The 26,210-nt window shown below is 66.3% G+C and carries 29 protein-coding genes; 17 read left to right on the plus strand and 12 right to left on the minus strand.

The window, feature by feature from the left end:
• Positions 1-2: 2 nt before the first annotated feature.
• From Q0316_RS05260 to Q0316_RS05280, 5 genes are read right to left on the minus strand one after another with little or no spacing between them, the layout of a single operon-like run.
• Entirely contained in the window at positions 3-2,465 is a 2,463-nt protein-coding gene (locus Q0316_RS05260; RefSeq protein ID WP_298670484.1) for a TonB-dependent siderophore receptor, read from the minus strand.
• A gap of 51 nt (positions 2,466-2,516) precedes the next feature.
• Positions 2,517-2,783: a ribbon-helix-helix domain-containing protein gene (locus Q0316_RS05265; protein WP_298670485.1), complete on the minus strand. Its 267-nt coding sequence runs from the start codon at positions 2,781-2,783 to the stop codon at positions 2,517-2,519.
• A complete protein-coding gene (gene cobT, locus Q0316_RS05270) occupies positions 2,780-4,606 on the minus strand; it encodes a cobaltochelatase subunit CobT (protein ID WP_298670486.1) in 1,827 nt (608 codons plus the stop codon). The genes Q0316_RS05265 and cobT overlap by 4 nt, the downstream gene beginning before the upstream one ends.
• A 3-nt stretch (positions 4,607-4,609) precedes the next feature.
• On the minus strand, positions 4,610-5,614 hold the full coding sequence (gene cobS / locus Q0316_RS05275; protein WP_298670487.1) for a cobaltochelatase subunit CobS: 1,005 nt from the start codon (positions 5,612-5,614) through the stop codon (positions 4,610-4,612).
• A gap of 47 nt (positions 5,615-5,661) precedes the next feature.
• Complete coding sequence (locus Q0316_RS05280; protein WP_298670488.1) at positions 5,662-6,345, minus strand: winged helix-turn-helix transcriptional regulator; 684 nt, start codon at positions 6,343-6,345, stop codon at positions 5,662-5,664.
• A gap of 83 nt (positions 6,346-6,428) precedes the next feature.
• Between Q0316_RS05280 and Q0316_RS05285 the strand changes: the two genes are divergently transcribed.
• The 7 genes from Q0316_RS05285 to Q0316_RS05320 are packed head-to-tail and all read left to right on the plus strand — an operon-like array spanning position 6,429 to position 10,705.
• The gene (locus Q0316_RS05285) at positions 6,429-6,854 is read left to right on the plus strand and encodes a lactoylglutathione lyase (RefSeq protein WP_298670489.1); all 426 of its coding nucleotides are present in this window, start codon (positions 6,429-6,431) and stop codon (positions 6,852-6,854) included.
• Positions 6,855-6,886: 32 nt separating this feature from the next.
• Positions 6,887-7,540 carry a glutathione S-transferase family protein gene (locus tag Q0316_RS05290; protein WP_298670490.1) on the plus strand — a complete coding sequence of 218 codons (654 nt, stop codon included), beginning with the start codon at positions 6,887-6,889 and terminating at the stop codon, positions 7,538-7,540.
• Positions 7,541-7,556: 16 nt separating this feature from the next.
• Positions 7,557-8,273: a DUF1428 domain-containing protein gene (locus tag Q0316_RS19695; protein WP_367179631.1), complete on the plus strand. Its 717-nt coding sequence runs from the start codon at positions 7,557-7,559 to the stop codon at positions 8,271-8,273.
• A gap of 12 nt (positions 8,274-8,285) precedes the next feature.
• On the plus strand, positions 8,286-9,065 hold the full coding sequence (locus Q0316_RS05305) for a VOC family protein (protein ID WP_298670491.1): 780 nt from the start codon (positions 8,286-8,288) through the stop codon (positions 9,063-9,065).
• 14 nt (positions 9,066-9,079) lie between these two features.
• Positions 9,080-9,574 carry a VOC family protein gene (locus Q0316_RS05310; protein WP_298670492.1) on the plus strand — a complete coding sequence of 165 codons (495 nt, stop codon included), beginning with the start codon at positions 9,080-9,082 and terminating at the stop codon, positions 9,572-9,574.
• Positions 9,571-10,053 (plus strand): SRPBCC domain-containing protein, encoded by a 483-nt coding sequence (locus Q0316_RS05315; RefSeq protein ID WP_298670493.1) that lies wholly within the window; start codon positions 9,571-9,573, stop codon positions 10,051-10,053. The genes Q0316_RS05310 and Q0316_RS05315 overlap by 4 nt, the downstream gene beginning before the upstream one ends.
• A complete protein-coding gene (locus tag Q0316_RS05320; protein ID WP_298670494.1) occupies positions 10,046-10,705 on the plus strand; it encodes a dihydrofolate reductase family protein in 660 nt (219 codons plus the stop codon). The genes Q0316_RS05315 and Q0316_RS05320 overlap by 8 nt, the downstream gene beginning before the upstream one ends.
• Positions 10,706-10,715: 10 nt before the next feature.
• On the opposite strand, the gene Q0316_RS05325 is transcribed toward Q0316_RS05320, so the two are convergent.
• On the minus strand, positions 10,716-11,306 hold the full coding sequence (locus Q0316_RS05325) for a J domain-containing protein (RefSeq protein ID WP_298670495.1): 591 nt from the start codon (positions 11,304-11,306) through the stop codon (positions 10,716-10,718).
• 43 nt (positions 11,307-11,349) lie between these two features.
• Between Q0316_RS05325 and Q0316_RS05330 the strand changes: the two genes are divergently transcribed.
• Genes Q0316_RS05330 through Q0316_RS05340 form a run of 3 tightly spaced genes read left to right on the plus strand, consistent with a single transcriptional unit; the run spans position 11,350 to position 12,972 of the window.
• Entirely contained in the window at positions 11,350-11,640 is a 291-nt protein-coding gene (locus Q0316_RS05330) for a BolA family transcriptional regulator (protein ID WP_298670496.1), read from the plus strand.
• The gene (locus Q0316_RS05335) at positions 11,637-12,083 is read left to right on the plus strand and encodes an NUDIX domain-containing protein (RefSeq protein WP_298670497.1); all 447 of its coding nucleotides are present in this window, start codon (positions 11,637-11,639) and stop codon (positions 12,081-12,083) included. The genes Q0316_RS05330 and Q0316_RS05335 overlap by 4 nt, the downstream gene beginning before the upstream one ends.
• Complete coding sequence (locus Q0316_RS05340) at positions 12,067-12,972, plus strand: pirin family protein (protein WP_298670517.1); 906 nt, start codon at positions 12,067-12,069, stop codon at positions 12,970-12,972. Before Q0316_RS05335 ends, Q0316_RS05340 begins: the two co-directional genes overlap by 17 nt.
• An 896-nt stretch (positions 12,973-13,868) precedes the next feature.
• Here the strand turns inward: Q0316_RS05340 and Q0316_RS05345 are convergent.
• Positions 13,869-14,690, minus strand: coding sequence for an inositol monophosphatase family protein (locus tag Q0316_RS05345; RefSeq protein WP_298670498.1), 822 nt, complete (start codon positions 14,688-14,690; stop codon positions 13,869-13,871).
• Between the two features lie 64 nt (positions 14,691-14,754).
• Between Q0316_RS05345 and Q0316_RS05350 the strand changes: the two genes are divergently transcribed.
• Together Q0316_RS05350 and Q0316_RS05355 are read left to right on the plus strand one after the other, a co-directional pair.
• Complete coding sequence (locus Q0316_RS05350; protein ID WP_298670499.1) at positions 14,755-15,294, plus strand: peroxiredoxin; 540 nt, start codon at positions 14,755-14,757, stop codon at positions 15,292-15,294.
• A gap of 100 nt (positions 15,295-15,394) precedes the next feature.
• Complete coding sequence (locus tag Q0316_RS05355; protein WP_298670500.1) at positions 15,395-16,471, plus strand: GGDEF domain-containing protein; 1,077 nt, start codon at positions 15,395-15,397, stop codon at positions 16,469-16,471.
• A 380-nt stretch (positions 16,472-16,851) separates the two neighbouring features.
• Here Q0316_RS05355 and Q0316_RS05360 read toward each other — a convergent pair whose 3' ends face one another.
• Genes Q0316_RS05360 through Q0316_RS05370 form a run of 3 tightly spaced genes read right to left on the minus strand, consistent with a single transcriptional unit; the run spans position 16,852 to position 19,966 of the window.
• The gene (locus Q0316_RS05360; protein WP_298670501.1) at positions 16,852-18,057 is read right to left on the minus strand and encodes an acyl-CoA dehydrogenase family protein; all 1,206 of its coding nucleotides are present in this window, start codon (positions 18,055-18,057) and stop codon (positions 16,852-16,854) included.
• 15 nt (positions 18,058-18,072) lie between these two features.
• Entirely contained in the window at positions 18,073-19,170 is a 1,098-nt protein-coding gene (locus tag Q0316_RS05365; RefSeq protein WP_298670502.1) for an acyl-CoA dehydrogenase family protein, read from the minus strand.
• A gap of 10 nt (positions 19,171-19,180) precedes the next feature.
• Positions 19,181-19,966, minus strand: coding sequence for an SDR family NAD(P)-dependent oxidoreductase (locus Q0316_RS05370; RefSeq protein WP_298670503.1), 786 nt, complete (start codon positions 19,964-19,966; stop codon positions 19,181-19,183).
• 109 nt (positions 19,967-20,075) lie between these two features.
• Between Q0316_RS05370 and Q0316_RS05375 the strand changes: the two genes are divergently transcribed.
• Together Q0316_RS05375 and Q0316_RS05380 are read left to right on the plus strand one after the other, a co-directional pair.
• Positions 20,076-20,882, plus strand: coding sequence for an enoyl-CoA hydratase-related protein (locus Q0316_RS05375; RefSeq protein WP_298670504.1), 807 nt, complete (start codon positions 20,076-20,078; stop codon positions 20,880-20,882).
• Entirely contained in the window at positions 20,879-21,637 is a 759-nt protein-coding gene (locus Q0316_RS05380; protein WP_298670505.1) for an SDR family NAD(P)-dependent oxidoreductase, read from the plus strand. Before Q0316_RS05375 ends, Q0316_RS05380 begins: the two co-directional genes overlap by 4 nt.
• A gap of 16 nt (positions 21,638-21,653) precedes the next feature.
• On the opposite strand, the gene dnaN is transcribed toward Q0316_RS05380, so the two are convergent.
• On the minus strand, positions 21,654-22,772 hold the full coding sequence (dnaN, locus tag Q0316_RS05385; RefSeq protein WP_298670506.1) for a DNA polymerase III subunit beta: 1,119 nt from the start codon (positions 22,770-22,772) through the stop codon (positions 21,654-21,656).
• Between the two features lie 128 nt (positions 22,773-22,900).
• Positions 22,901-23,521 carry a porin family protein gene (locus tag Q0316_RS05390; protein WP_298670507.1) on the minus strand — a complete coding sequence of 207 codons (621 nt, stop codon included), beginning with the start codon at positions 23,519-23,521 and terminating at the stop codon, positions 22,901-22,903.
• A 222-nt stretch (positions 23,522-23,743) separates the two neighbouring features.
• Here Q0316_RS05390 and Q0316_RS05395 point away from each other — a divergent pair, with 222 nt between their 5' ends.
• The 3 genes from Q0316_RS05395 to rlmN all read left to right on the plus strand — a co-directional run bounded on the left by Q0316_RS05395 (position 23,744) and on the right by rlmN (position 26,111).
• Entirely contained in the window at positions 23,744-24,385 is a 642-nt protein-coding gene (locus tag Q0316_RS05395; protein WP_298670508.1) for a histidine phosphatase family protein, read from the plus strand.
• Positions 24,382-24,855 (plus strand): hypothetical protein, encoded by a 474-nt coding sequence (locus tag Q0316_RS05400; protein WP_298670509.1) that lies wholly within the window; start codon positions 24,382-24,384, stop codon positions 24,853-24,855. The genes Q0316_RS05395 and Q0316_RS05400 overlap by 4 nt, the downstream gene beginning before the upstream one ends.
• Positions 24,856-24,926: 71 nt before the next feature.
• A complete protein-coding gene (rlmN, locus tag Q0316_RS05405) occupies positions 24,927-26,111 on the plus strand; it encodes a 23S rRNA (adenine(2503)-C(2))-methyltransferase RlmN (protein WP_298670510.1) in 1,185 nt (394 codons plus the stop codon).
• The last annotated feature ends 99 nt before the right edge of the window (positions 26,112-26,210 follow it).

Raw genomic sequence — 26,210 nt, forward strand, 5'->3', positions numbered from 1 at the left:
GCTCAGTAACGCACCGACAGCGTGGCAAAGGCCGCGCGGCCCGGCGCGATCGTCGCATAATGCGAGGCATAGGCCTGGGTGAAATAGGTCTTGTCGGTCAGATTCTGCACGTTGACGCTGAGATTGACCTTCTCGGTAACGTCGAAGCCGATCCGCGCGTCGAAGCGGGTATAGCCCGGCACGGAGCGCGAGATCACCGTGGTGGCGGGGATCAGCGTGATTACCCCGTTCGCGTCCTGCACTGCCTTGCGGTTGTCGCTATAGCCGCCGAACACGCGGCTGACGTAGAAGGCGCCGCCGCCAATCTGCAATCGCCTGAACAGCGTGAGGTTGGTCCACAAAGACACGCTGTCGCGCGCCGTCTGCGGCGCCTGCCGCCCGTTGTTGACCGACGGCACCAGCAACGTCGTCGCCTTTGCCGCGCCATTCGCCGCGACGGCGAGCGCCGTGAAGCCGCCATCGACGATCTTCGGATCGAGATGCGTATAGCCGCCAAAGATCGTCCAGCCGGGCAGGATCGTGCCGGTCGCGCTCAGTTCGACACCGCGAATGCGGCGCTTGCCGATGAACTGGACATTATTGTCCTCGCCGGTGACGCGGGCATTGTCCGTGTCGGTCTGGAACGCGGCGACTGCGAGGCTGAGCCGCCCGCCGAGCACATCGGCCTTCGCGCCGATCTCATAGGATCTGGTCTTCTCGGGCTTCAGCGCGTTCAAGATATTTGCCGTCGCCCCCGTCGTCGGCAGCGCATTGCCCTCCGATCCTTCGCCCAACAGGCTGTTCGGCGGGGTCGCGGCGGTGGCGTAGCTCGCATAGATGCTGGTGTTCCGGGTGGGCTTGAGCACGAGGCCTGCCTGCCAGTTGAACAATTCATCGGTGCGTTCGAACTCGATCACCCGCGTCGCGGTGATCGGCTGGCCGGGGCGGACCCGCGAATGGAAGCGATCGTAACGCAGCCCGACGTTCAGGATCAGCGGCTCCGCAAGCTGGATCGAATCGAAGCCGTAGATGCCGATCGTGTTGGCATCATTCTGCGTTTCCGCGATCGGCAAGTTGCGAACGATCGCCGCCGGCGTGGTCGAAGTGTCGGAAGCGTAATTGACCCATGGATCGTTCGGATTGGGGCTGAACAGGCTGGTGCAATTATAGCGCGACACCGCCGCCGGGGTGCAACGCGGCGAGACCGTCGAACCCGTCGAGAGAATCTCGTTCCCTGCCGCATTGACCAGCCCACGCGTCACGAACGCCCCGCGCCGCGCCTTTTCCCACGCCAGTTCGGCGCCCACCGCGAAACTGTGCTTGATCCCGCCGGTCTCGAACTTGCCGAACAGATCGGTCTGATTGACGACCGAGTCGGCATAGCCATAGCGCGTGTTGGCGCGCCGCCACACCTGCCCGCTATTGTAGACATTGCCCTGCGAATCATCCGGCTGGGAGAGGATATACGCCTGATAATTGTGCGTGAAGCGCGAGGTGTTGCGTAGCGTGACGCCACCGAAATCATGCTCGGCGCGGATCGTCGCCTGGTCGATCGCGGTATCGCGGAAATCGCGATCCTTCAGCCCGTAGAAGGTCGCGCGATCGACATTGCCGGCCTGGCCGTTGGCGGTGATGATGCGCCCGATCGCAGGGTCCGACAGGACATAGCCGGGCTTGGGCGAATTGTTGATCGTGTAGAGATAGGGAATGCCCGCATCCGGCAGTTCGTGGCTTTCCATATGATAATAGCCGATGGTCAGCCGCGTCGGCGCATCCACGCCGATCGTGATCGACGGCGCGACACCCCAGCGGCGCTGCCAGATCGCGTCGCGCCCCGCCACATCCTGATCGTGATACATGCCCTCGACGCGCACCGCGATCTGATCGGAAAGGCGCTGGTTCACGTCCGCCGTAACGCGCTTGTAATCGGCGGTGCCATAGCTCCCGGTCGCGCGGACGAAACTGTCCTTCTGCGGCGTCTTGGAGATGATGTTGATCGTGCCGCCGGCATTGCCGCGCCCGCCGAGCGTGGTGTCCGAACCACGGATGATCTGGATCGATTCGACCGCGAACACTTCGCGGCTCTGCGCCGCGAAATCGCGCACGCCATCGACATAGGTTGAGCCCTGGCTGTCGAAGCCGCGGATGAACGGGCGATCGCCGACCGGGTTGCCGCCCTCAGCCGCGCCGAAGGTGATGCCAGGCACAGTGCGCAGCGCGTCCGCGAGCGTCGCGGAGCCGGTCTGCTCGATCGTTTCGGCGGGAAGCACCACGATCGAGCGCGGGGTGTTGACGGGCGGGGCGATGAATTTGGGATTGGCGTCGCGGCGATCGCGCTCACCGCTGACGATCACGTCGGAATGCTGAATGACATCGCCATCCGCATCCGGAGCCTCAACATTCGCGGGAGTGTTCGCACCGGCGGGAGCGCTGGCAATGAACCCGACGCACGACAGCGCCAGAAACGATACGGACTTGTTCGACACGAGATTCCCCTTCGGGAGCCTCGCTATTGCGAGTCGTTCTCACAGTCAATGCTATTGAGAAAGATTCTCATCGGCGCCGCAGCACGTGTCGAACAGCCAGCTACGCAACGCGCTCGCCAGATTGGGCGGGGCGGGCGCCGCGATGCGCAATGCGTCGATCTCCGCCACCAGCGCGCTCAATGGCAATTGGCGCGCCGCCGCCGCCGCCTCCAGCGCGCGCCAGAACAGCGGCTCAAGGCTGACGGAGGTTTGATGCCCCGCGATCGTGATGGAGCGTTTGACCGGCCCGGCAAACCCGTCGGCGGGCGCCGCGATCACGGCGTATCGAACAATGCGGCGAGTTGCTCGATGATCGTGCCGCCAAGCTGATCGACATCCATGATCGTCACCGCGCGGCTGTAATAACGCGTCACGTCATGCCCGATGCCGATCGCGGCCAGTTCGACCGGCGAACGCCGCTCGATCCAGTCGATCACCTGCCGCAGATGCCGTTCCAGATACGAGCCGGAATTGACGCTGAGCGTGGAATCGTCGACCGGCGCGCCATCCGAGATCACCATCAGGATGCGCCGCTCCTCCGGCCGCGCGACAAGCCGCGCGTGCGCCCACATCAGCGCCTCGCCGTCGATATTCTCCTTGAGCAGCCCTTCGCGCATCATCAGCCCGAGCGAGGCGCGCGCGCGCCGCCACGGCTCATCGGCCTTCTTGTAAATGATATGGCGGATGTCGTTGAGCCGCCCCGGCTGCGGCGGGCGACCGGCGGCAAGCCACGCCTCACGGCTCTGCCCGCCCTTCCACGCGCGGGTGGTGAAGCCCAGAATCTCGGTCTTCACGCCGCACCGCTCCAGCGTGCGCGCGAGGATATCGGCGGAAATCGCCGCGATCGAGATCGGGCGCCCGCGCATCGAGCCGGAATTGTCGATCAGCAGCGTGACGACGGTATCGCGGAATTCGGTGTCGCGCTCGATCTTGTATGACAGCGACATATCCGGGCTGACCACCACGCGCGCCAGCCGCGCCGCATCGAGCAACCCTTCCTCCTGATCGAAATCCCATGAGCGGCTCTGCTGCGCCATCAGCCGCCGCTGGAGCCGGTTGGCGAGCTTCGACACCACCGATTGCAGATGGACGAGCTGCTGATCGAGATAGGCGCGCAGCCGCACCAGTTCGTCCGCGTCGCACAGGTCGGTCGCGGCGATCACTTCGTCGAACTCGTTCGTCCACACGCGATAATCGAATTGCGGGGAGAGATCGGCGAACGGGCGATTGGGGCGCACCGGCTGCATCCCCTCCTCGCCATCGTCACCCGGCTCGCCGTCCATATCCTGGACGTCGTCGCCCATTTCCTGGCCTTCGCCGTCTTCGTTCTCGGCGTCGCGCTGTTCGCCGCGCGCCTCGATCTGCGCCTCGCCCTGCCCGCCTTCGCTGTCGTCCTGCTCGCCGTCGTCGCTCTGCTCGTCGTCGGCGCTCTGATCGTCGCTGTCACCGTCGTCGGTATCCTCGGGCAGTTCCTCGCCCTGCACCAGTTCGAGATCCTCGAGCAATTTCCGTGCAAGGCTCTGGAACGCGCGCTGGTCATCGAGCGCGAGCGCAAGCGAATCGAGATCGTCGCCGGCTTTCTCGTCGATCCAGTCGCGCACCAGCGCGAGGCCGGGCGCGGCCAGCGCCGGCGATTCGCGCCCGGTCAGCCGCTCGCGCACGATCAGCCCGAGCGCGGTGGACAGCGGCACTTCCTCACGGGTGCGGGCGCGGGTGATCGGATCGGCGCGCAATTTCACATCGAGCGCGGTCGCCAGATTGTCCGCGATTCCGGTATAGCCGCGGCTGCCCAGCGCCTCGATCCGCGCGGTTTCCACCGCGTCGAACACCGCGCGCGCCACCGCCTCATGCGGCGCACCGCGCAGGTGGAGCGCGGGATCGTGATGCTTCAGCCGCAGCGCGAAACCGTCCGCGAACCCCCGCGCCTCCGCCACCTGATCCGCCGGCAGCGCGCGGGCGGGCATCGGCACCTTCAGATGCTTGCCCGACTGGCTCGGCGCATCGGCGGTGAAGGCGAGTTCGACCTCCGGCTCGTCGGCGAGCGCACGCGCCGTGCCGCCAAGCACATCCTTGAACCGATCGAGCGGGGTGCGTTCAGCCACCGCTTATGCCCGGCTCACCACGCTTTCGGGCAAGTCCTTGCCGAACACGCGCTGGTAATATTCCGCCACCAGCGGCCGTTCCGCCTCGTCGCATTTGTTGAGGAACGACAGGCGGAAAGCGAAGCCGACATCGCCGAAGATAAGCGCGTTCTGTGCCCAGGTAATCACGGTACGCGGGCTCATCACCGTGGAAATATCGCCGTTGATGAAGCCCTTGCGCGTCAGGTCCGCCACGCGGACCATGTCGTCGACCAGCTTCTTGCCCTCGGGCTTGTCATATTCGCCCGATTTGGCGAGCACGATCTGCGCCTCGGTCGCCGCCGGCAGATAATTCAATGTGACGACGATGTTCCAGCGGTCCATCTGGCCCTGGTTGATCTGCTGGGTGCCGTGATAGAGGCCGCTGGTGTCGCCGAGGCCAACCGTGTTGGCGGTGGAGAACAGGCGGAACCACGGGTTCGGGCGGATCACGCGATTCTGGTCGAGCAGCGTCAGCTTGCCCTCCGTCTCCAGCACGCGCTGGATCACGAACATCACGTCCGGGCGGCCCGCATCATATTCGTCGAACACCAGAGCGGTGGGCGTCTGGAGCGCCCATGGCAACAGGCCCTCGCGGAATTCGGTGACCTGCTGGCCGTCGCGCAGCACGATCGCGTCGCGGCCGACAAGGTCGATGCGGCTGATATGCGCATCAAGGTTGATGCGGATGCACGGCCATTTCAGGCGCGCGGCCACCTGCTCGATATGGCTCGACTTGCCGGTGCCGTGATAGCCCTGCACCATCACGCGGCGGTTATGCGCGAACCCCGCGACGATCGCCAGCGTGGTATCGGGATCGAACACATAGGCGGGATCGAGATCGGGCACGCGCTCGTCCGCCTCGCTGAACGCCGGGCATTTCATGTCGCTGTCGATACCGAACAGGTCGCGGACGCTGACCATCTTGTCCGGCGCGTCGAGAATCGTCGTCTCGCGGCTGTCGGGCTGGGTGTTTGGAATATCAGTCATGCGCGCCTCGCGAAGTAACACCACTGCCTTAAGCGCGGGGAGGCCGGTTATTCAACCTTCGCCTTGGGCGGAAGCGCGAAGAGATTGATGAACGCACGCGCGGCGGCGCGGTTTCCGGTGAACACCAGCGCGCCTGCCGCCTCCGCCTGTTCGATCGGCTGCTTGCCATAGACGATGTTCGCCATCGTCCGGGCGTCGGTCGAGAAATGCACCTCGGCATCCCCCTCGCTGCGCCGGATCACCAGATCGCCATCCGCGAGTCGCGCGGTGAACGCCTCGGCGCCGAACGCGAAGCCCAGCGTCATCGGCGGCAGCGCGCGCGCGCGCGCCGCATCCATCATCGTCCGCAACGAGAGCATCATCGACGCCGATGAAAGCGGCAAGGTCGGATCATGGTCAGGCGAGCGCGCCGCCCAGGCGCCAAGGATCTTGATCGGCTCCTCCGCGGCATAGCCCCAGGCGGTCAGTTCATAGACCTGCGCGCTGGCGGGCGGGGGCAGCCTGCGGCGTTTCAGAATATGCGCGCGCTCCAGCCCTTCAAGCCGCTGGGTGAGCACATTGGCGCTGATCCCCTTGAGCGAGGCCCTGAGTTCACCGAACCGGCGCGGGCCGAACATCAACTCGCGCACGATCAACAGCGCCCAGCGTTCACCGACCAATTCCATCGCCAGCGCGGTGCCGCAGGCATCGTCATACCACCGTTTCGTCGTCGCCCGATCTCGTTTGGTCACTTTTTCTAACTTCATGGTTGTTTTTTGTAACTTCGACGCGCACAAACCGCAAGCAACGATTCGCGACCATAAAGAGGCAAAAGATGACGAAAATGATCTTTGTGAATCTGCCCGTTACCAACGTCGCCAGGGCCACCGCCTTCTACGAAGCGATCGGCATGAAGAAGAACCCGATGTTCTCGAACGAGCAGGCATCGGCGATGGAATGGTCGGACACGATCATGTTCATGCTGCTCGATCACGCATTCTACGCCACTTTCACCACCAAGAAGATCATCGACGCCAAGACGGTGAGCGGCGCGCTGCTCGCGCTGTCGCGCGACAGCCGGGCGGAGGTGGATTCGATCACCGAAGCCGCGATCGCCGCTGGTGGCCGGGAAGCGCGCGACAAGCAGGACCTGGGCTTCATGTATTCCCGCGCGTTCGAGGATCTGGACGGCCATGTGTTCGAGCCGCTGTGGATGGACATGGCGGCAGCCGAACAGGCGCTCGCGCCGGCACAGGCCTGAAAACAACGACAATCATAACAAGGACGAGAGCGATGCCTGACATCCCACAGATCATCACCTTCGGCTGGGTGCCGGAGTTCGCGCGCGGCTTCGTCCGCGATATCCGCCCGCGCTGGGCGTGCGAGGAGGTCGGCCAGCCCTATGAAGCCGTGCTGATCGCGGACGCCAAAACGCCCGAGCATCGCCGGCTCCAGCCGTTCGGCCAGGTGCCCGTCTATCGCGATGGCGCGCTTGAGATGTTCGAATCCGGCGCGATGGTGCTCCATATCTGCGAAAAGGCGGGGAAGCTCGTGCCCGCCGATCCGGTGAAGCGCGCCCATGCGATCCAGTGGCTCGCCGCCGCGCTCAACTCGGTCGAGCCGTTCGTGATGGCGCTCGCGGTCAACGATGTTTTCGAGGCCGACCGGCCATGGTCCGCGATGCGGCATGACAAGGTGGTGGCCGATCTCAACGCGCGGCTCGCCGATCTCGATAACGCATTGGGCGACAGGCAGTGGCTCGACGGCGATGAATTCACCGTCGGCGATCTGATGATGGTGTCCGTGCTGGGCGGCTTGCGCGGAACGGACGCGCTCGATCGTTTCACGCACCTTGCCGCTTATGTCGCGCGCGGCGAGGCGCGGCCCGCGCACCGCAAAGCGATGGCCGATCACCTCGCAACCTTTGATCAGCCGGTCGCGGCCTGAGCCGGGGAGAGGAACAATGCGCTATTTCCAGGGGTTCGTGATCCCGGTGAAACGCACCGGGCAGGACGCCTATCGCGACATCGCCACCAAGGCCGCGCCAATCTTCGCCGAATATGGCGCGACGCGCATCGTGGAATGCTGGGGCGACAATGTGATGGACGGCACGCGCACCGATTTCCGCAAAGCGGTGAATGCCGCGGAGGAGGAGAATATCGTCTTCTCCTGGATCGAATGGCCCGATCGCGCGACCTGCGACAAAGCCGCCGCCGCAATGATGCAGGACGACCGCATGAAGCCGGGCGACCCGGTGCCGTTCGACATGCAGCGGATGATCTACGCTGGTTATGATCTCGAATTCGCCGCCGGGCCGAACGGGCCGGTCGGCTATGTCGATGGCATCGTCGCCGCCGTGCCCGATGGCGCGCGCGCCGGCTTCGTCGATCACGGGCGGTGGATGGCGGCGCTGTTCCTCGAACAGGGCGCGACCCGCGTGGTCGATGGCTGGGGTGCGGATGTGCCGCCGGGCAAGGTCACCGATTTCCAGCGCGCGGTGCAGGCCAAACCCGGCGAAACGGTGATCTTCGGCTGGATCGAATGGCCCGACAAGCAGACCCGCGACGCAGGCATGGCGGCGCTGATGCAGGATGAACGGATGCGCGCCAATCCCGCGCCGTGGAACGGGCAACTCGCGATCTTCGGCGGGTTCGCGCCGATCCTCGACACCGCAGGCTGAAAGGCACTTTCTATGCGCAACGACGAAGGCACCCCGATCTGGTTCGAGCTGAGCACCGCCGATCCGGACAAGGCACAGCAATTCTACGCGGGCGTCGCGGGCTGGAACGTCACCACCTCGCCGATGCCGGAACATGGCGGTTATCGCATCGCCAACGCCGGAGACGGGGCCGGCGTCGGCGGGCTGATGAAGCCGCCGCCGGGGATGGGATCGGCCAGCGGCTGGGCGATCTATTTCGCCACCGGCGATGTCGATTCCGCTGCGGCGCGGGTGCGGGAACTGGGCGGCGCGGTGCATTTCGGGCCGATGGATATCCCGCATATCGGGCGCTTCGCTGCGGTCGCCGATCCGCAGGGCGTGGGCTTCATGCTGATGACCGGGAGCAGCCCCGAACCGTCGCTGGCGTTCGCGCCCGCGCCCGGCGCACCCGGCCATGCGGTATGGATCGAACTCGCCACCCCCGATCCGGATGGCGCCTTCGCTTTCTACGGCAAGCTGTTCGGCTGGGAGAAGGCCGGGGCGATGCCGATGGGCGAGATGGGCGACTATGCCTTTATCGGCAAAGGCGCGGATTTCCGCCCCGGCGCGGTTATGCCCGGCGGCGGGGGCGGCGCGCCCGCGCGGTGGAACTGGTATATCAACGTGCCCGATATCGACGCCGCGATCGCCAGGGCGCAGGCGCGTGGCGGCGCGTTGCTCAACGGCCCGAGCGAGATTCCCGGCGGCGATCATGCCGCCACCATCACCGATCCAGAGGGCTTCGTGGTCGGGCTGGTCGGCCCGCGCAAATAACCGGGAGAGCGACGATGCTGAAGATGCGCACCTGCCTGTGGTTCGATCATGGCGAAGCGCGCAAGGCGGCGGAATTCTACGCCCGCACCTTCCCCGACAGCCATGTCGAAACCACGAACAAGGCGCCGTCCGATTATCCCGGCGGCGCGGCGGGCAACGAAATCACCGTGTTGTTCACCTTGCTCGGCCAGCCGTTCATGGGGCTGAACGGCGGCCCGAACTTCACCCCCAATGAAGCGGTCAGCTTCCAGGTCTATACCGACACGCAGGCGGAAACCGATCGTTACTGGGATGCGATCGTCGGCAACGGCGGCGCGGAGAGCCAGTGCGGCTGGTGCAGGGATCGCTGGGGCTATTCGTGGCAGATCACCCCGCGCGTGCTGATGGACGGGATCAGCGATCCCGATCCGGCGGTGGCGAAGCGCGTGTTCGAGGCGATGATGACGATGGGCAGGATCGACATCGCCACGATCGAGCGCGCGCGCCGCGGCGAGGAAATATCGGCATGAGCGCCGTGAACGAGGAACTGGCGATCGAGCGCATCATTGATGCCCCGCGCGCGGCGGTGTGGCGCGCGATGACCGACCATATCATCGAATGGTGGTGCCCGCGCCCGTGGTCGACCAGGATCGTCGCCCTGGACTGGCGCTCCGGCGGGCGATTTTCGCTCGCGATGCACGGGCCTGATGGCGAAGTGCACGGCGGCGACGGCATGTTGCTGGAGGTGGTGCCCGGCGAGCGGATCGTCTTCACCAACGCGCTGGGCGAAGGCTGGGTGCCGCAGGCCGCGCAGCCGGTCGCCATCGTCGGGATGTTCACGCTGGCCGACGCACCGGACGGTCGAACCGCCTATCGTGCCAGCGCGCGCCACTGGAGCGCCGCCGACATGAATGCGCATGACGCGATGGGCTTCGCGGCGGGCTGGGGCGTGTGCGCCGAGCAGCTTGGCGAAGTCGCGCGGCGCGTGGCGGAAACCGCCGATGCGTAGGATCATCGGCGGGGTGTTCCAGTCGCTCGACGGCGTGATGCAGGCGCCGGGCGGGCCGCGCGAGGACTGGACCGGCGGCTTCACGCTCGGCGGATGGACCGCGACGTTCTGGGATCCGGCGACGGAGGAGGCGATGGGCGGGCTGTTCGGCGCGCCGTTCGATCTGCTGCTCGGGCGCAAGACGTGGGAGATTTTCGCCGCGCACTGGCCCTATGTCGGCGCGGACGATCCGATCGGCGCCCTGTTCAACCGCGTCGCGAAATATGTCGTCACGCATGGGCGCGATCCGCTCGACTGGCAGAACAGTCATCGTGTCGGCTCGATCGCGGAGATCGCGCGGATCAAGGCGGGCGACGGCCCCGATCTGCTGATTCAGGGCAGCAGCACGCTCTATCCCGCGCTGTTCGCCGCCGGGCTGGTCGATCGGTTGCTGGTGATGACCTTCCCGGTCGTGCTCGGCTCGGGCAAGCGGCTGTTCGGCGCGGGCACGCCGCCATTCGCGCTCCGGCTGGTCGAGCATCGCGCCGCGGCCACCGGCGTGACATTCGCGACCTACGAACCGGCGGGCGCGGTGCCGATCGGCGATTTCCAGCTCGCCCGCCCAAGCGAGCGCGAACAGGCGCGGCAGGAACGGATGAAGCGCGAGGGGTGAAGCCCCGCCGTCACGCGAAGGCGGGCGCCTGCCGCAATTGCTGATAGGCGGCGATCACCTTCGCCAGCGTAGCTTCGTGCGCGCGATCCCCGCCGTTGCGATCGGGGTGATAACGCCGCACCAGCTCCGAATAACGGCGGCGCAGCGCGTGGCGATCGGCGTCCGGCTCCAGCCCCAACACCTTCAGGCTGGCACGATCCTGCCCCGAGAGCGGCTTGCCATCCTTGCGCTCGGGCGCAACCTCGCGCCGGAAACGCGCGCTGATCGCGTCGAGCGGATCGGCGAAATCGGCCCAGCGCGGGCCGGGATCGGTGCCCGCGCGCGCGAAGGCGCGGGTCTCGCGCTCCCACCCCGCCATCGGGCTTTGCGCGGCGTGAATCTCGTCGGCGGTCATGCCCTCGAAATAATTATAGCCGGCGTTGAACGCGCGGACGTGATCGAGGCAGAACCAGCGGAAGGCGGGCGGGCCGTCCCCGCGCGCGCCTTCGAGCGGCGGCGCACGGAATTCGCCCGGTGCCGCGCATCCCGATGCGGCGCAGGGGCGATCCCCCGCGATCCGACCGTGAAAGCGCGTATTCGGCCGCTCTTTCCTGTCGCTCACCCTATTGCACGCCTTTCCCGCAAAAGCCCGTTATATAGGCACGATGACCGATATCGCCACCGGCCCAATTGCCACGGAAATCGCCGCCCGGCTCACCGCCGCGCTCGCCCCCATTCGCCTCGACGTGCTCAACGAAAGCGCGCAGCATCGCGGCCATATGGGTGACGACGGATCGGGCGAAAGCCACTTTCGCGTCGTCGTTGAAAGCGCCGCCTTCACCGGCCAGTCGCGCGTGCAGCGCCAGCGGCTGGTCAATCAGGCGCTCGCCGATCTGCTGCGCGATCATGTCCATGCGCTGGCGATCCGCGCGATCGCGCCGGGCGAGGCCGTGTGAAGGCGAAGCGCCCCGCCGCGCGCATCCTGCTCGTCGATGGGCAGGCGCGCGTGCTGCTGTTCCGTTTCGACACCGGCGATGAACGCGCGCCCTTCTGGTGCACACCCGGCGGCGCGCTCGACGCGGGCGAGAGCTACGCCGCCGCCGCGCGGCGCGAGTTGCTGGAGGAAACCGGAATCCATGCCGATCCGGGGCCGGAAGTGGCGCAGCGCACGGTGGAATTCCTCACCATCGAGCGTGTCGCGGTGATCGCCGACGAACGCTGGTTCCGCGTCGATATCGCGGGCGGGGATGTCGATTCGTCGCGCCACACCGCGCTTGAGCGACGGGTGATGACCGAATGGCGCTGGTTCGCGCGTGACGAGATCGCCGGCTGGCCCGAAACCATCTATCCTGCGGACCTTGCCGCGATGCTGGAGGCGACCGATCGTGTTCAGTCCTGACGATCTGATCGAACAGACATTGCTGCCGACAAGCCATGATCTCGGTGGCTTCAGGGTGCATCGCACATTGCCGCAGCGCGCGCGGACGATGGTGGGGCCGTTCCTGTTCTTCGATCAGATGGGGCCGGCGCACCTGCCGCCGGGCGGCGGGATCGACGTGCGCCCGCATCCGCATATCGGGCTTTCCACCGTCACCTATCTGTTCGAAGGCGCGATCGAGCATCGCGATTCGCTGGGCAATGACGTTCGGATCGAGCCGGGCGCGGTCAATCTGATGACCGCCGGGCACGGCATCGTCCATTCGGAACGCTCCCCCGCCGATGTGCGCGCCGGCGGCCCGGCGCTGTCCGGTATCCAGACGTGGCTCGCGCTCCCCGATGGCCGCGAGGAGATCGCCCCCGCGTTCGAGCATATCGAGGCGCGCGCGCTGCCGCAGCTTGATGCGCGCGGCGCCCGCGCGCGCATCGTGATGGGCGAATTATGGGGGGCCGCCGCGCCGACCACCACCTATAGCGGCACGATCTACGCCGATATCGCGCTCGACGCAGGCGGCGCGATCCCGATCGACGCCGGTGCGGACGAGCGCGCGATCTACCTCGTCGCGGGCGATGCGACGCTGGAGGGCACGCCGCTGGAGCAGCAGCGCCTCTACGTGCTGCGCCCCGGCGTGGCGGCGACGCTGCGCTCGACCGGCGGCGCACGCGCGATGCTCGCCGGCGGCGCGGCCTTCGCCACCCCGCGCCATGTGTGGTGGAATTTCGTCAGCTCCTCGCGCGATCGGATCGAGGAAGCGAAACGCGCCTGGATGGCGGGCGAATTCCCGCGCGTGATCGGCGACGAAAAGGAATGGATTCCGATACCGGGGCAGCCGCTGACGCGGAGTGAGTGAGCGGGAGGGTTGAGTGTCGCGGTGGTGCGCTCCGAGCTGACCTCGCTATTGGGCGGATTGCGGCGCAGCTGGCGACCTTGTGTCTGACCCGACCACAGCCCAACTGTTGCCGCTCGCCGACGGCGGTAATTTGCGCCCATGGGTAAGCGCAGCGGCATCATGGATCATGAAGAAGGATTGGCCAAACTGAGTTTGGCAGATCTAGATCGGGAAATCTCGTGATGCCGTATGCGCTTCGGAATTGCCGCCAACTCTCGGCAGCGCAAAAAGTTTGAGAACTGCATCCGCTGGCTAGAGAACTATCGAGAGCGACGCAGCGCCGAATGAGGAGCCCGACAGCTACCGCCGCGCCTGTTGTCGTTCGGAGCCGAGCCCGCGCTTCCCGATTGCAGACGACTGTTCAGTAGTGCACTTTTCCGATATGAACAGCCCGTCGAGCGTAGTTGCCCACCGCTGCATCGGATTAGCCTTGGTCGCAGCAACAACGCTCGGGTCATGCAACTCGACGTCCCTGCGCCTTCCGTCGTGTTGGCAAGCAAGTGACCTGAAACAAGGTTCAAGGTTTCACGGGACGGTCCTCGTCTTCGCTGGCTACGACGCCCGCCCTAGCATGTTCCCCGTTTCATGCGATGGTGGCGTTGGTGCCGATCTGCCAGCAGATTTCATCTTGCCTGCGACCGAAGGAAAGCCGCTCAGCGAGCCACCAGAGCGGCGTTTCTTCCAGGCGGAGGTTTCTGGAAAAGTGATCGGCGTAGTACTTGGTAGGCCGAGTGTTCAACTTGGGCGGATCACTCACGTGAAACGAACAAAACCTAGCTGGCTTCACCCGAACGGTCGCTAATCGAGCTTGAGCGCCCGTACCTGCCCGATCACCGCAAACCGCCCGATCCCGCGCCTCAATGATGCTCGTGCCCATCCCCATGCGCCGCCCCATGCAGCGCCTCCAGCACATCATCCGTGCGCGCCGGATCGCCGATCGCCAGCACCTGCCCGATGCTCGCGGCGCTCAGCGGATCGCCGTGCCAGTCGCACATCCGCCCGCCAGCGCCCTCCACCACCGGCACCAGCGCGGCGAAGTCGTAGAGCGCCAGCCCCGCCTCGCACACCAGATCGAGTTGCCCCGCCGCGACCAGCCCGTAATTGTAGCAATCGCCGCCATAGACCGGCCCCTGCCGCGTGTGGCCGCCCGATACCTTGGCGACGAGCGCGAGGAAGCCGTCCGCCTCCTCCCCGGCGAAGCAATGCGGGCTGGTGGTGGCGAGCAATGCGCCCTCCAGTTGCGCGCAGGCCCGCGTGCGAATCCCGCGCCCGTTGAGCGTGGTCGGCCGCCCCGCCGCGCCGAGCCAGCGTTCGCGCTGCACCGGCTGGTCGATGATGCCGAGGATCGGCCAGCCATCCTCGACCAGCGCGATCAGCGTGCCGAAGATCGCACGCCCCACGGTGAAGCTGCGGGTGCCGTCGATCGGATCGAGCACCCATTGGCGCCCCGTCACGCCTTGCTTCACGCCATATTCCTCGCCGACGATCCCGTCGCCGGAGCGTTCGGCATCGAGGATGCGGCGCATCGCGGCCTCCGCCGCGCGATCGGCGAGCGTGACGGGGGAATGATCCTCCTTGATCTGGGCGCCATGCTCGGCGCGGAAATAGGGGCGGATCGCGGCGCCCGCCGCATCAGCGAGGCGGAGCGCAAGGTCGATATCGGCTTGGCGGATCGGCATCCGGCGCGCCTATCGCAACCGGCGCGATCGCGCTAGGATCACGCGGTTCGCCAGGAGATTTCCCATGCGCCTGCTCCCCCTGATCGCCACCGTCGCCGCCGTCGCGATCGCCGCCCCCGCCGCCGCCACGCTCGCCCCCGGCGCCACCGCCCCCGATTTCACCACGCGCGGCGCGATCGCGGGCAAGGTCGTGCCGATCAGCCTGGCGGAAAAGCTGCGCCACGGGCCGGTGGTGCTCTATTTCTTCCCCGCCGCCTTCACGCCGGGCTGCAATGCGGAGGCGCGCGCCTTCGCCGAGAATATCGACGCCTTCCGCAAGGCGGGCGCGACGGTGCTCGGCATGTCCGCCGACACGGTGGAGGATTTGCAGAAATTCTCGTCGAGCGAATGCGCCGGCAAGTTCGCGGTGGCGAGCGCGGGGCCGGGCGTCATCAAAGCCTATGATGTGTCGCTGCCGCGCGCAATCAATGGTCGCCAGATTACCAACCGGACGAGTTATGTGATCGACCGCGACGGAAAGATCGTCTTCGTTCACAGCGACATGAGCCCGGCGGGCCATATCTCCTCCACGCTGGAGGCGGTGCGGAAACTTAACGAGCGCTAATTTCTGGTCACCAGTTCTTAGCGCTTTTCCGATATCGCCCCGCGATCAAGGCGTGTCCCGGCAGGAAGCGGGGCCAAGGCGCGTTCAAGGGGATCATATTGTGGAGTTCATTGCTGCGCGACAGGTACAGGACGGCAGCACGCCGCTTGGTCTGTTCGAGCGGATCGGCCTGTTCCTGGCCGAACACCATCTAAGCCCCGAGCCTGCGCATTATTCATTTTCATATCACGTGCTTAGCGATCCAGACGGCGATCTGGCGCGGGCCGTGACGGCGTTGACGGAAGGCGGCGTGCGGCTATCACGCGCCGATATCGTATCGCTGGGCGGGGAGGCGATCACCGGCCCGGCGGTGGAATGGGGGCCTGATCTTCCGCGAGTCGCGCCACCGGTCGATCAGCCCGATCCGGTCGCGCTGATCGCCAAGACGCAGGAGCAGGTCGATGGCTTCGCCGATACGGTGCGCGCGATCCATGTCGAGACGAGCGGCTTTGGCCGGGATATCGCGGCCAGCGCGGCGGCGATGCGCCATGATACGCTCGGCGAAGGGATAGACGAGATCGCGCGGCTGACCGGCGCGATGCTCGAGCGCGTCCGCCAGGTCGAGGCGCGGCTGGAGGCGGCAACCCGCGAGACCGAGGAATTGCGCCTCGCGCTCGATGTCGCGCGCGGCAATGCGCGGCGCGATCCGCTGACCGATCTCGCCAATCGCCGCGCCTTCGATGAAGCCTATGCCGCGCTTACCCCCGGCACATCGGCGATGATCGCGCTGTGCGATGTCGATCATTTCAAGCGCGTCAACGATGATTTCGGCCATGCGGTGGGCGATCGCGTGCTCAAGACGATCGGCCAGCGGCTCGCCAGCGAATGCGAAGGCCATCTGGTCGCCCGGCTCGGCGGCGAGGAATTCGGCGTTCTGTTCGTCGGCGTGGAACTGGATCAGGCGCACCTACTGGTCGAGCGCGCGCGCAGTTCGATCGCGAGCCGGCGATTGAGGCTGCGCTCGACCGATGCGTTCATCGGCGCGGTCACCATATCCGCCGGCCTCGCGCGGGTCTTCGCCGCCGAGCGGCAGGAAGCCGGGATGGCGCGCGCCGATGCCGCGCTCTATGCCGCCAAGCGCGGCGGGCGAAACCGCGTGGAAATTGCGCCTGAAACTGGCGCTAAACACCAAATTTAAGCGGCGTTTTTTGCCAAACTGCCCGCCACTGGCGGTTAAGCCACTGATTTGGCGTAACCAAAAAAACTGGCACGGCTCGTGCAGTTCCTTCGGCATCGGCCGCCAATCCGGCGGCCCGCAACAGGAAGGACCACAGCATGACCGCCCGTTTCACCACCGCCCGCCATTACGCGCTGAGCCTCGTCGGCGCGCTGTTCGTCGCCGCATTGATGGTCAGCGCCGCCGTCCCCGTCATGCCGATCGCCTGATCGCAACCACCCATCCACGGAGAGACAGATGTTCCGCCCCTTTGCCCTCGGCCTCGCCTCCTTCGCCACCGCCGCGCTGCTGATCTACGTCAACGCCGTCAGCGCCATCGCCTGACAGCAGCGCCGCGGCGATCACCGCCCGACCGGGAGATCCTTGAACGCGGCATCCTTGTCGACACGGATCTCGCCGGGCAGGCCGAGCACACGCTCGGCGATGATGTTCTTCAGGATTTCATCCGTTCCCCCCGCGATGCGCAGGCCCGGCGCGTTCATCACCGCCGTCTGGAACAGGCCCTTCAATGGCACCAGCGCCGGATCGTTGATGATCCCGTATTGATCCTCCGCCTCCACCGCCGCATTGCCCAGTTCCTGCAACTGGTTGGCGGCGATGATCTTCCCGATCGAGCTTTCCGGCCCCGGCGTCTGCCCGCGGCTGAGCGCGGTGATCGTGCGCATCCGCGTGTTGCGCAGCCCTTCGGCCTGCACATACCAGTCGGCGAGCCGCTGGCGGAATGCCGCGTCGCGGATCAGCGGGCCATCCGCCGCATCCAGTTCCTTCGCCAGCGCGAGGATTTCCTTCGGCCCCGCGCCGGTGCCGCCGCCCACCGCGAGCCGCTCGTTCATCAGCGTGACCAGCGCCACCTTCCAGCCGGCATCGACCGCCCCGAGCCGCTGCGCGTCCGGGATGCGGACATCCGTGAAATAGACCTCGTTGAAGTTCGATCCGCCGGACATCTGGTGGATCGGGCGAATCTCGACCCCCGGCGAGCGCAGATCAAGCCAGAACATCGTCAGCCCCTTGTGCTTGGGCACATCGGTGTTGGTGCGGACAAGGACGATCCCGTAATCCGAATAATGCGCGCCGGAGGTCCACACCTTCTGCCCGTTGACCAGCCAGTCATCGCCATCACGCACAGCGCGGGTGCGGATCGCCGCCACATCCGATCCGCCCGCCGGCTCGGAGAAAAGCTGCGACCAGATTTCCTCGCCGCGCAGCGCCGGGCCGACGAAGCGCCGCTTGGTCGTATCATCCGCAAACGCCATCACGGTCGGCACGCACATGCCGAGGCCAATCGTGAAATAGCCGTATTGAACGGGGAATTTCGCTTCCTCCTGCCCGAAGATCACGCTGTGGATCGGGGTGCCCCCGCCCCCGCCCCATTCCTTCGGCCAGGTGATCTGCGCATAGCCGGCACCGGCCTTGCGCGCCTGCCAGCTTCGCGCGGCGGCCATATCGTCGACATGGGGAAGCGCCTTGTGCTCGGCGACGTTCTTTTCCAGCCAGGCGCGCGCGGCGGCGCGATAGCCGGCTTCTTCCGGGGTGTCGTTGAAATCCATTTTCGCCTCTCCCCCTTAAGCCGCGTTGCGCGTTTCGAGCTGGCTCACCAGCCGCTCGCGCCATGTCGCGGGCGCGCCCGCCACGAGGCTCAACTGCCGTGATCGCCGGTAATAAAGCTGCGGGTCCGCCTCCCAGGTGAAGCCGATGCCGCCGTGCGTCTGAATATTCTCCTTCGACGCGAACCAGAACGCCTCGCTCGCCGCGACGCGCGCGGTGGCTGCGGCGAGCGGCAGTTCAGCCGCCGAGGTGTTGAGCGCCCAGGCGCCATAATAAGCGTTCGAGCGCGCGATCTCGTTCTTCACATAGATATCGGCGAGCTTGTGCTTGATCGCCTGATAGCCCGCGATCTGCCGCCCGAAGGCGAAACGGGCGAGCGCGTAATCCTTCGCCATCTCAAGGCTGCGATCCGCCCCGCCGAGTTGCTCGAACGAAAGCAGCACCGCCGCGCGATCGAACACCGCCTGCATCGCCGCGATGCCGTCCTCGTCACCCAGGCGCTCCGCCGGGGCATTGGCGAAGGTGACGCGCGCCGCCGATCGGGTCGGGTCCAGCGTCGTCAGCACCGTCGCCGACACGCCCGCGCCCTTTTCGACCAGATACAGGCCATCCTTCGCCAGCACGACGATCAGATCCGCGACATCGCCGTCGGTCACCGGAATCTTCTCGCCCGAAAGCGTACCGCCGCTCACGGTTGTGCGGATCGAGCGGGCGGTCACCGGCCCCTTGCCCTCGCTGGTCGCGAACGCGCCGATCACCTCTCCGGCGGCGATCTTCGGCAGCCATTTCGTCTTTTGCGCCTCCGAACCGAACAGCATCAGCGCCTCGGCGACGAAATAGACGGTGGAGGCGAACGGGATCGGTGCGCAGGCGCGGCCCAGTTCCTCCGCCAGCCCGCACAATTCGACATGGCCGAGGCCCAACCCGCCATAGCTTTCCGGGATCGCCGCGCCGAGCCAGCCCTGCTCCGCCACCGCGCGCCACAGCGCCGCGTCATAGGCGCGCGTATCGTCATCGAGCACGCCACGCACCACCTTCGCATCGCATTTCGCGGCGAGGAAGCGGCGCGCCTCATCCTTCAGCATCTTCTGATCGTCGGAATAATCGAAGTTCATGCGCCCCTCCCTATCGCGGCTGCATCCGGATCGCGCCGTCAAGCCGCACGTCCTCGCCGTTGAAATAGCCGTTGCGGATCATCTCCAGCGCCAGCATCGCATATTCCTCCGCCGCGCCGAGCCGCTTCGGGAAGGGCACCATCGCCGCCAACGCCGCCTTCACCTGCGGCTTGGCGCGCGCGAGCAGCGGCGTATCGAAAATGCCCGGCAGGATCGTGTTGACGCGGATGCCCTCGCTCATCAGATCCCGCGCGATCGGCAGCGTCATGCCGATCACCCCGGCCTTGGCCGAGGCATAGGCCACCTGCCCCATCTGCCCCTCCTCGCCGGCCACGCTCGCGGTGTTGACGATCGCGCCGCGATCGCCGTCGGGCAACGCGTCCAGCGTCATCATCCCGGCGGCGGCGGCCACGATGCAGCGGAAACTGCCGATCAGGTTAAGCTCGATCGTCTTGATATATTTATCGAGCGGATAGGGTTCGATCTCGCCGGTTTGCTTCGACCGCGCGACCGTTTTGTGCGCGCCGAACCCGCCGCCGGCGCAATTGACGAGGATGCGTTCCTGCCCGTTCGCCGCGCGCGCCTCAGCGAACCCGGCATCGACCGATGCCTGATCCATCACATCGACCGCGCAATAAGTCGCGCCGATCGCCGCCGCCGCATCCGGCCCGATTTCCGCATTCTTGTCGAACAGCGCCACCTTCACGCCCGCCGCGCGCAACGCGCTGGCGGTGGCATGGCCGAGGCCCGATGCCCCGCCGGTGACGATCGCCGCGATATCCGGTCCCAGCTTCACGCATCGCTCTCCTGTCGCTCATGGCGCCGGCTATCGCCCGGCGTCCACGGTTGCGGGATAACATTAGTTATGTAGAAAGATGCGTCAACAGGACTGTGGGAGAGGGCGCATGGGCTACGCGACGTTGCTGGTCGAACGGCGCGGCGAGGTCGATTGGGTGACGATGAACCGGCCCGACCGGCTCAACGCGCTCGACGATGCGATGATCGCCGATCTTTCGGATTATTTCGACGCCATCGCGAAGGATCGCGCGTGCCGCGTCATCGTGCTCAAGGGTGCTGGCCGCGCGTTTTGCGCGGGGCTGGATCTCGCCGCGATGCGTGGCAGCGGTGAGCGCGACACGATCGACCGGCTCGCCCATCAGCGCGGCATCGCGGAAATCGTGATGAAGATGCGTTATTGCCCACAGCCGGTCATCAGCCTGATCCACGGCCCGGCGTGCGGCGGCGGATTCGCGATGGCGCTGGCGAGCGATATCCGCATCGCGGGCGAATCGGCGCGGATGAACGCCGCCTTCATCCGCATCGGGCTTTCGGCCTGCGATATCGGCGTCAGCTATTTCCTGCCCCGGCTGGTCGGCACGAGTGTCGCTGCGGAATTGATGCTGACCGGCGATTTCATCCTCGCCGATCGCGCGCTGGCGACCGGGCTGGTCAGCCGCGTCGTCGCCGATGACGCGATGGAGGAGGCCGCCGCCCCGCTGATCGACGCGATGCTCACCACCGCGCCGCTCGGCCTCAGGCTCACCAAGGAATGCCTGCGCATGTCGATCGACGCACCCAGCCTGGAGGCGGCGGTGGCGATGGAGGATCGCAACCAGATCCTTTGCGCCTCCGGCCCCGATTTCAACGAAGCGATCGCCGCCTTCTTCGAGAAGCGGCGCCCGGATTACAGCAAGAAGGGAGCACAGACATGAGCAGCCTTGCGGGGCGGGTCGCGCTCGTCACCGGCGGCGGGCGCGGAATCGGGCGCGCGATCGCCCTGCGGCTGGCGCGCGATGGCGCCGATGTCGCGGTCAATTATCGCCGCGATGCCGATGCGGCGGCGGAAGTGGTGCGTGAAATCGAAGCGATGGGGCGCACGGCGAAAGCCTATGCCGCGTCGGTCGATCGGTTCGAGGAATGCGCCACGCTGGTCGCCGCCGTGCTGGCCGATTTCCCGGCGATCGACATCCTAGTCAACAATGCCGGAATCGCCAGCCGGGGCCAGCCGGTCGCGGATACCGATCCGGGCGAGCTGGAGCGCGTACTGCGCACCCATGCCTTCGCGCCGCATTACATGGCGAAGCTGGTGCTGCCCACGATGCGCGCGCGCCCGCGCGGCGACATCATCATGATTTCCAGCGTCGCCACGCTCTACAACGCCGCCAATGGCGCGCCGTACAATATGGGCAAGGCGGCGGTCGAGGCGCTGGCGCAAACGCTGGCGAAGGAGGAGCGCAAGCACGGCATCCGCACCAATATCGTCGCACCAGGCCTGACCGTGACCGACATGGGCGAGCGGCTGGCAAAGGCGACGCGCGGGGTGGCGAGCATCCACGATCTCGATGCGCAATCGCCCTTCGGTCGCGTCTCCACGCCGGAGGATGTCGCGGCGGCGGTGGCCTATTTCGTTTCGACCGACGGCGAATATGCCAACGGGCAGAAGATCAACCTGCACGGCGGCGGGTGATTCGCCGCGCCCGGCCTTACACCCGCATCGGCATCAGCACGTAGAGCGCGGGAGACTTGTCAGTCTCGCGGATCAGCGTTGGCGAGGCGGCGTCGGCAAGGTGGACTTCCACCAGATCGCCGTCGATCTGGCCGAGAATGTCGAGCAGATAGCGGCTGTTGAAGCCGATTTCGAACGGTGCCGAGACATATTCGCCCGGCACTTCTTCCGCCGCCGTGCCGTTTTCGGGGCTGGTGACCGATAGTGTCACCTTGTCGCGATCGAGCCCCACCTTCACCGCGCGGGTCTTTTCGGTCGCGATGGTCGAAACGCGGTCGACGCCCTCCATGAAGCTCTTGGGGTCGATCTTGAGGATCTTGTCATTGCCGGTCGGGATGACGCGCGAATAATCCGGGAAGGTGCCGTCGATCAGCTTGGAGGTGAGGATCGCCTGCCCGAGATCGAAGCGGATCTTGGTCGCGGACAAGGACACGCCGATCGAACCATCAACCTCGTCGAGCAGCTTGCGCAGCTCGCCGACGCATTTGCGCGGCACGATCACGTCGGGCATCCCATCGGCGCCTTCCGGGCGCGGGATCGTCACGCGGGCGAGGCGGTGGCCGTCGGTCGCCGCCGCCTTCAGCACCGGCTGCGCACCATCGCTGTCGGAAACGTGGAGGAAGATGCCGTTCAGATAATAGCGCGTTTCCTCGGTGGAGATCGCGAAGCGCGTCTTGTCGATGATCTGCTTCAGCGCCTCGGCGGGGATTTCGAACTGTGTCGGCAATTCCCCTTCCGCGATCACCGGGAAATCATCGCGCGGCAGCGTGCCGAGCGAGAAGCGCGCGCGCCCCGCCACGATCGCCATCCGCCCGTCGGCGGCGGAGAGCGACACCTGCGCGCCTTCGGGCAGCTTGCGCGCGATATCGAACAGGGTGTGTGCGGAAACGGTCGTCGCGCCGGGCTGGTCCACCGCGGCGGGCACGCTTTCGTTGATCTGGAGATCGAGATCGGTCGCCATCAGCTTCAGCGCGCCCTCCGCCGTCGCCTCGATCAGCACATTGGAGAGAATCGGAATCGTGTTCCTGCGTTCCACCACCGATTGCACATGGCTCAGCCCCTTGAGGAGCGTCGCGCGTTCGATCGTCGCCTTCATTCTATCGTCCCCCAGCCCTCCGGCAGCGGCCGGGGCAGTTCGATGGCAGTTCAATCCACCCTAGCCAATGAAAAAGGGCCGGAGCAAGCGCCCCGACCCTTCTTTTCGCTGGAAGGCTGTGTCCACGCTTAGAAGCGCAGGCCAACGCCCGCCACGATCTGGTGACGATCCACGTTCGGATCGAAGTTGCTGAGCCCGTCGACATGGCCGTAATGCGAATAGCGATATTCGCCCTTCACATAGGCCATCGGCGTCAGATTATATTCGACACCCGCACCCAGGCGATAGCCGCCAAGGTTGCTGCTGTTCTGATAATAGGTCGACGTGCCATCAAAATAGCGCGCGTTGAAGCGGGCGTTGGTGTAGCCGGCCTTGGCGTAGATCATCGCCTTGGGCGACACGACGTAACCTAGGCGGCCACCGACATAGAGATCGCGGCCCGCCTTCAGGCGGAACGAATCGGTCGCGTTGAGGATGCCCGAGGCGCGCGCGCGGGTGGTGGCGCCGTCGATCTCGCCTTCGATGCCTACCACGGCACCGCCGCCGATACGCGCGTCGTAACCGACCGCGCCGCCATAGGTGAAGCCGTCGCGGCCATCGCTATTGCCGCCATCGGCGTTGAGATGATCCCAGCCGGCCAGCACTTCGACACGCGGACCCGAGAACGGCTCCTGGCTCTGCGCCAGCGCCGGGGTGGCGAGGGCGGCGCCGAACGCGGCTGCCGCGGTGGCGATAACGAGCTTACGCATAAAAAACTCCATTCGATAACCGTCCCCTGAAACTTGGGGGCGCGCCGGCTATCTGGGCCTTCTCGCGGCACTTTGCATGAACCTCAGATAAACACGAAAATCCGTTGCTTTTGGGACACAGGGGGTTGAAATCGCCCAGCTAAGTTCCACAACGCGCACGCGCCCGCCCGCCCTGCGATAAGGCGTTGCGCCACGCCCGCCCGCTGGTCCAAAGACCGGGCCATGGACGCATCCTTCCCCCGCCGCCTTGGCCGTGATTTCATAGCGCGCCACGGCGAAACGGTGTTCAACGCCGCCCATCGCCTGCAGGGCGACGCGGCGCACACCCCGCTCACCCGCGCGGGCTTCGCGCAGGCCGAGGAGATGGGCCGCGCGCTACGCGAATTGCTCGGGCCGAGCCCCGCGCTGACGCTCTGGGCATCGAATGCGGGCCGCGCGCTGCAGACGCTGGCGATCGTCGCCGAGCATCTGGAACTCGACTGGCACGCCGCCCGTGTCGATCCGCGCCTGACCGAGATCGGCATGGGTAGCTGGGGCGGGCGCTATTATGCCGATGTGGTGGGCGCGGTCGGGCCGGTGATCGACGCGCAGGGGCTGTTGCGCCCCGCGCCCGACGGTGAGGATTATCCCGCCATCGCGCGCCGCGTTTCGGGATGGCTCGCCGATACCGCGCGGGATGCCGGGGACAGGCTCGTCATCATGCACGGCATCTCCAGCCGCGTGATGCGCGGGGTGATGACCGGCGCGTCCGTGGGCAATTATGGCGCGCCCGTGCTGCCGGGCCATCCACAGGGCACCGTCACGATGATCGAGGGCGGGCGCGAATCGGTCGTCCACCTCGGGCTGGGCTACGCCCCGGCGTGATCGCCGCCGCGCTCCTGCTGCTCGCCACCGCCGCCGAAGGGCGCGCGACGCTCGGCGTGTGGCAGAGTTGGGGCGCATTCCGCGACGCGGCGCCCGCGCGCTGCTTCGCGATCGCCGCGCCGATCCGCGCCGGCGCGGCCTCCCGCTGGCGACCGTTCGCCAGCGTCATCAGCCGATTCGGGCGGGAGCGGCGCAGCGCCATATTCGTGCGCCTGAGCGCCGCCGCCCGGATCGGCGCGCCCGTGACGCTTGCGATCGGCGATCGCCGCTTCACGCTTTCCGCGCGCGAGAGCGCCGCCTGGTCGCCCGATGCCGCCACCGATCGCGCGATCGTCGCGGCGATGCGGGGCGCGCGCAGCATGAGCATATCCGCCGTCGCGCCGACGGGCCGCCCCTTCGCGGACAGTTATGCGCTGACCGGCGCCGCCACCGCGATCGACGCCGCCGCGCTTGGCTGCGCGCACGACTGAATCGCCCTGGCTGGAAAAACGGCGCGACTTCGCCTATGTGCGCGCTCATGCAAACAGCGTCGGCAGCCCCCATGCCCATTCCGGGGCATATTGATCCCGTGCCCGTGGAGCGCATTCTCGCGCCGCGCAGCGACGGGCGTATCGACCTGCTCGGGCTGTCGAAGCTCGATCTGCGCATGGCGCTGGAAACCTCGCAGCTTGAACCGAAACAGGCCAAGCTGCGCGCCAAGCAATTGTGGCACTGGATCTACAATCGCGGCGTCACCGATTTCGAGCTGATGACAGACATCTCGAAAACCTTGCGCCCGTGGCTGGCGCAGCGCTTCGTCATCAGCCGCCCGGAAGTGATCGAAGCGCAGGTTTCCACCGATGGCACGCGCAAATGGCTGCTCCGTTCGGATGATGGGCAGGATTACGAAATGGTGTTCATCCCCGATGCCGATCGGGGAACCTTGTGCGTATCAAGCCAGGTCGGCTGCACGCTCAACTGCCGCTTCTGCCACACCGGCACGATGCGCCTCGTCCGCAATCTCACCGCCGGCGAGATCGTCGGGCAGGTGATGCTGGCGCGCGACGGGCTTGGCGAATGGCCGAGTCAGCCCGAAGGGCGGATGCTCACCAATATCGTGATGATGGGCATGGGCGAGCCGCTCTATAATTTCGATAACGTCCGCGATGCGCTGAAGCTCGTCATGGATGGCGACGGGCTTGCGCTCAGCAAGCGGCGGATCACGCTCTCCACCTCGGGCGTGGTGCCGATGATGGCGCGCGCGGGCGAGGAGATCGGGGTCAACCTCGCCGTTTCGCTCCATGCCGTCACCAAGGAAATCCGCGACGAGATCGTGCCGCTGAACCGCAAATACGGCATCGAGGAACTGCTTCAGGCGTGCGCCGATTATCCCGGCGCGAATAACGCCCGGCGCATCACGTTCGAATATGTGATGCTGAAGGACAAGAACGATTCGGATGATGACGCGCGCGAGCTGGTGCGGCTAATCAAGCACTATCGCCTGCCGGCGAAGGTGAACCTGATCCCGTTCAACCCATGGCCCGGTGCGCCTTACGAATGCTCCACGCCGGAACGGATCAAGGCATTTTCGAACATCATCTTCGAAGCCGGCATCTCCGCCCCCACCCGCACCCCGCGCGGGCGCGATATCGACGCGGCGTGCGGCCAGCTAAAGACGGCGGCGGAGAAGAAGACGCGGGCAGAACTGGATCGGCTGGCGGAGGAGAAGCTCGCCGCGCTGGGATGAGATGTGGGGCGGTGGCTGGGGCGACGGGTTGCGCCCCACCTATTGCCGCTCCAAGGGTCGCCGCCGCTCATCGAAAGCGGGCGACGCAGCCATCTACGA

Origin of the sequence: uncultured Sphingomonas sp., from assembly GCF_937871615.1 — a bacterium.
Taxonomy (GTDB): Bacteria; Pseudomonadota; Alphaproteobacteria; order Sphingomonadales; family Sphingomonadaceae; genus Sphingomonas.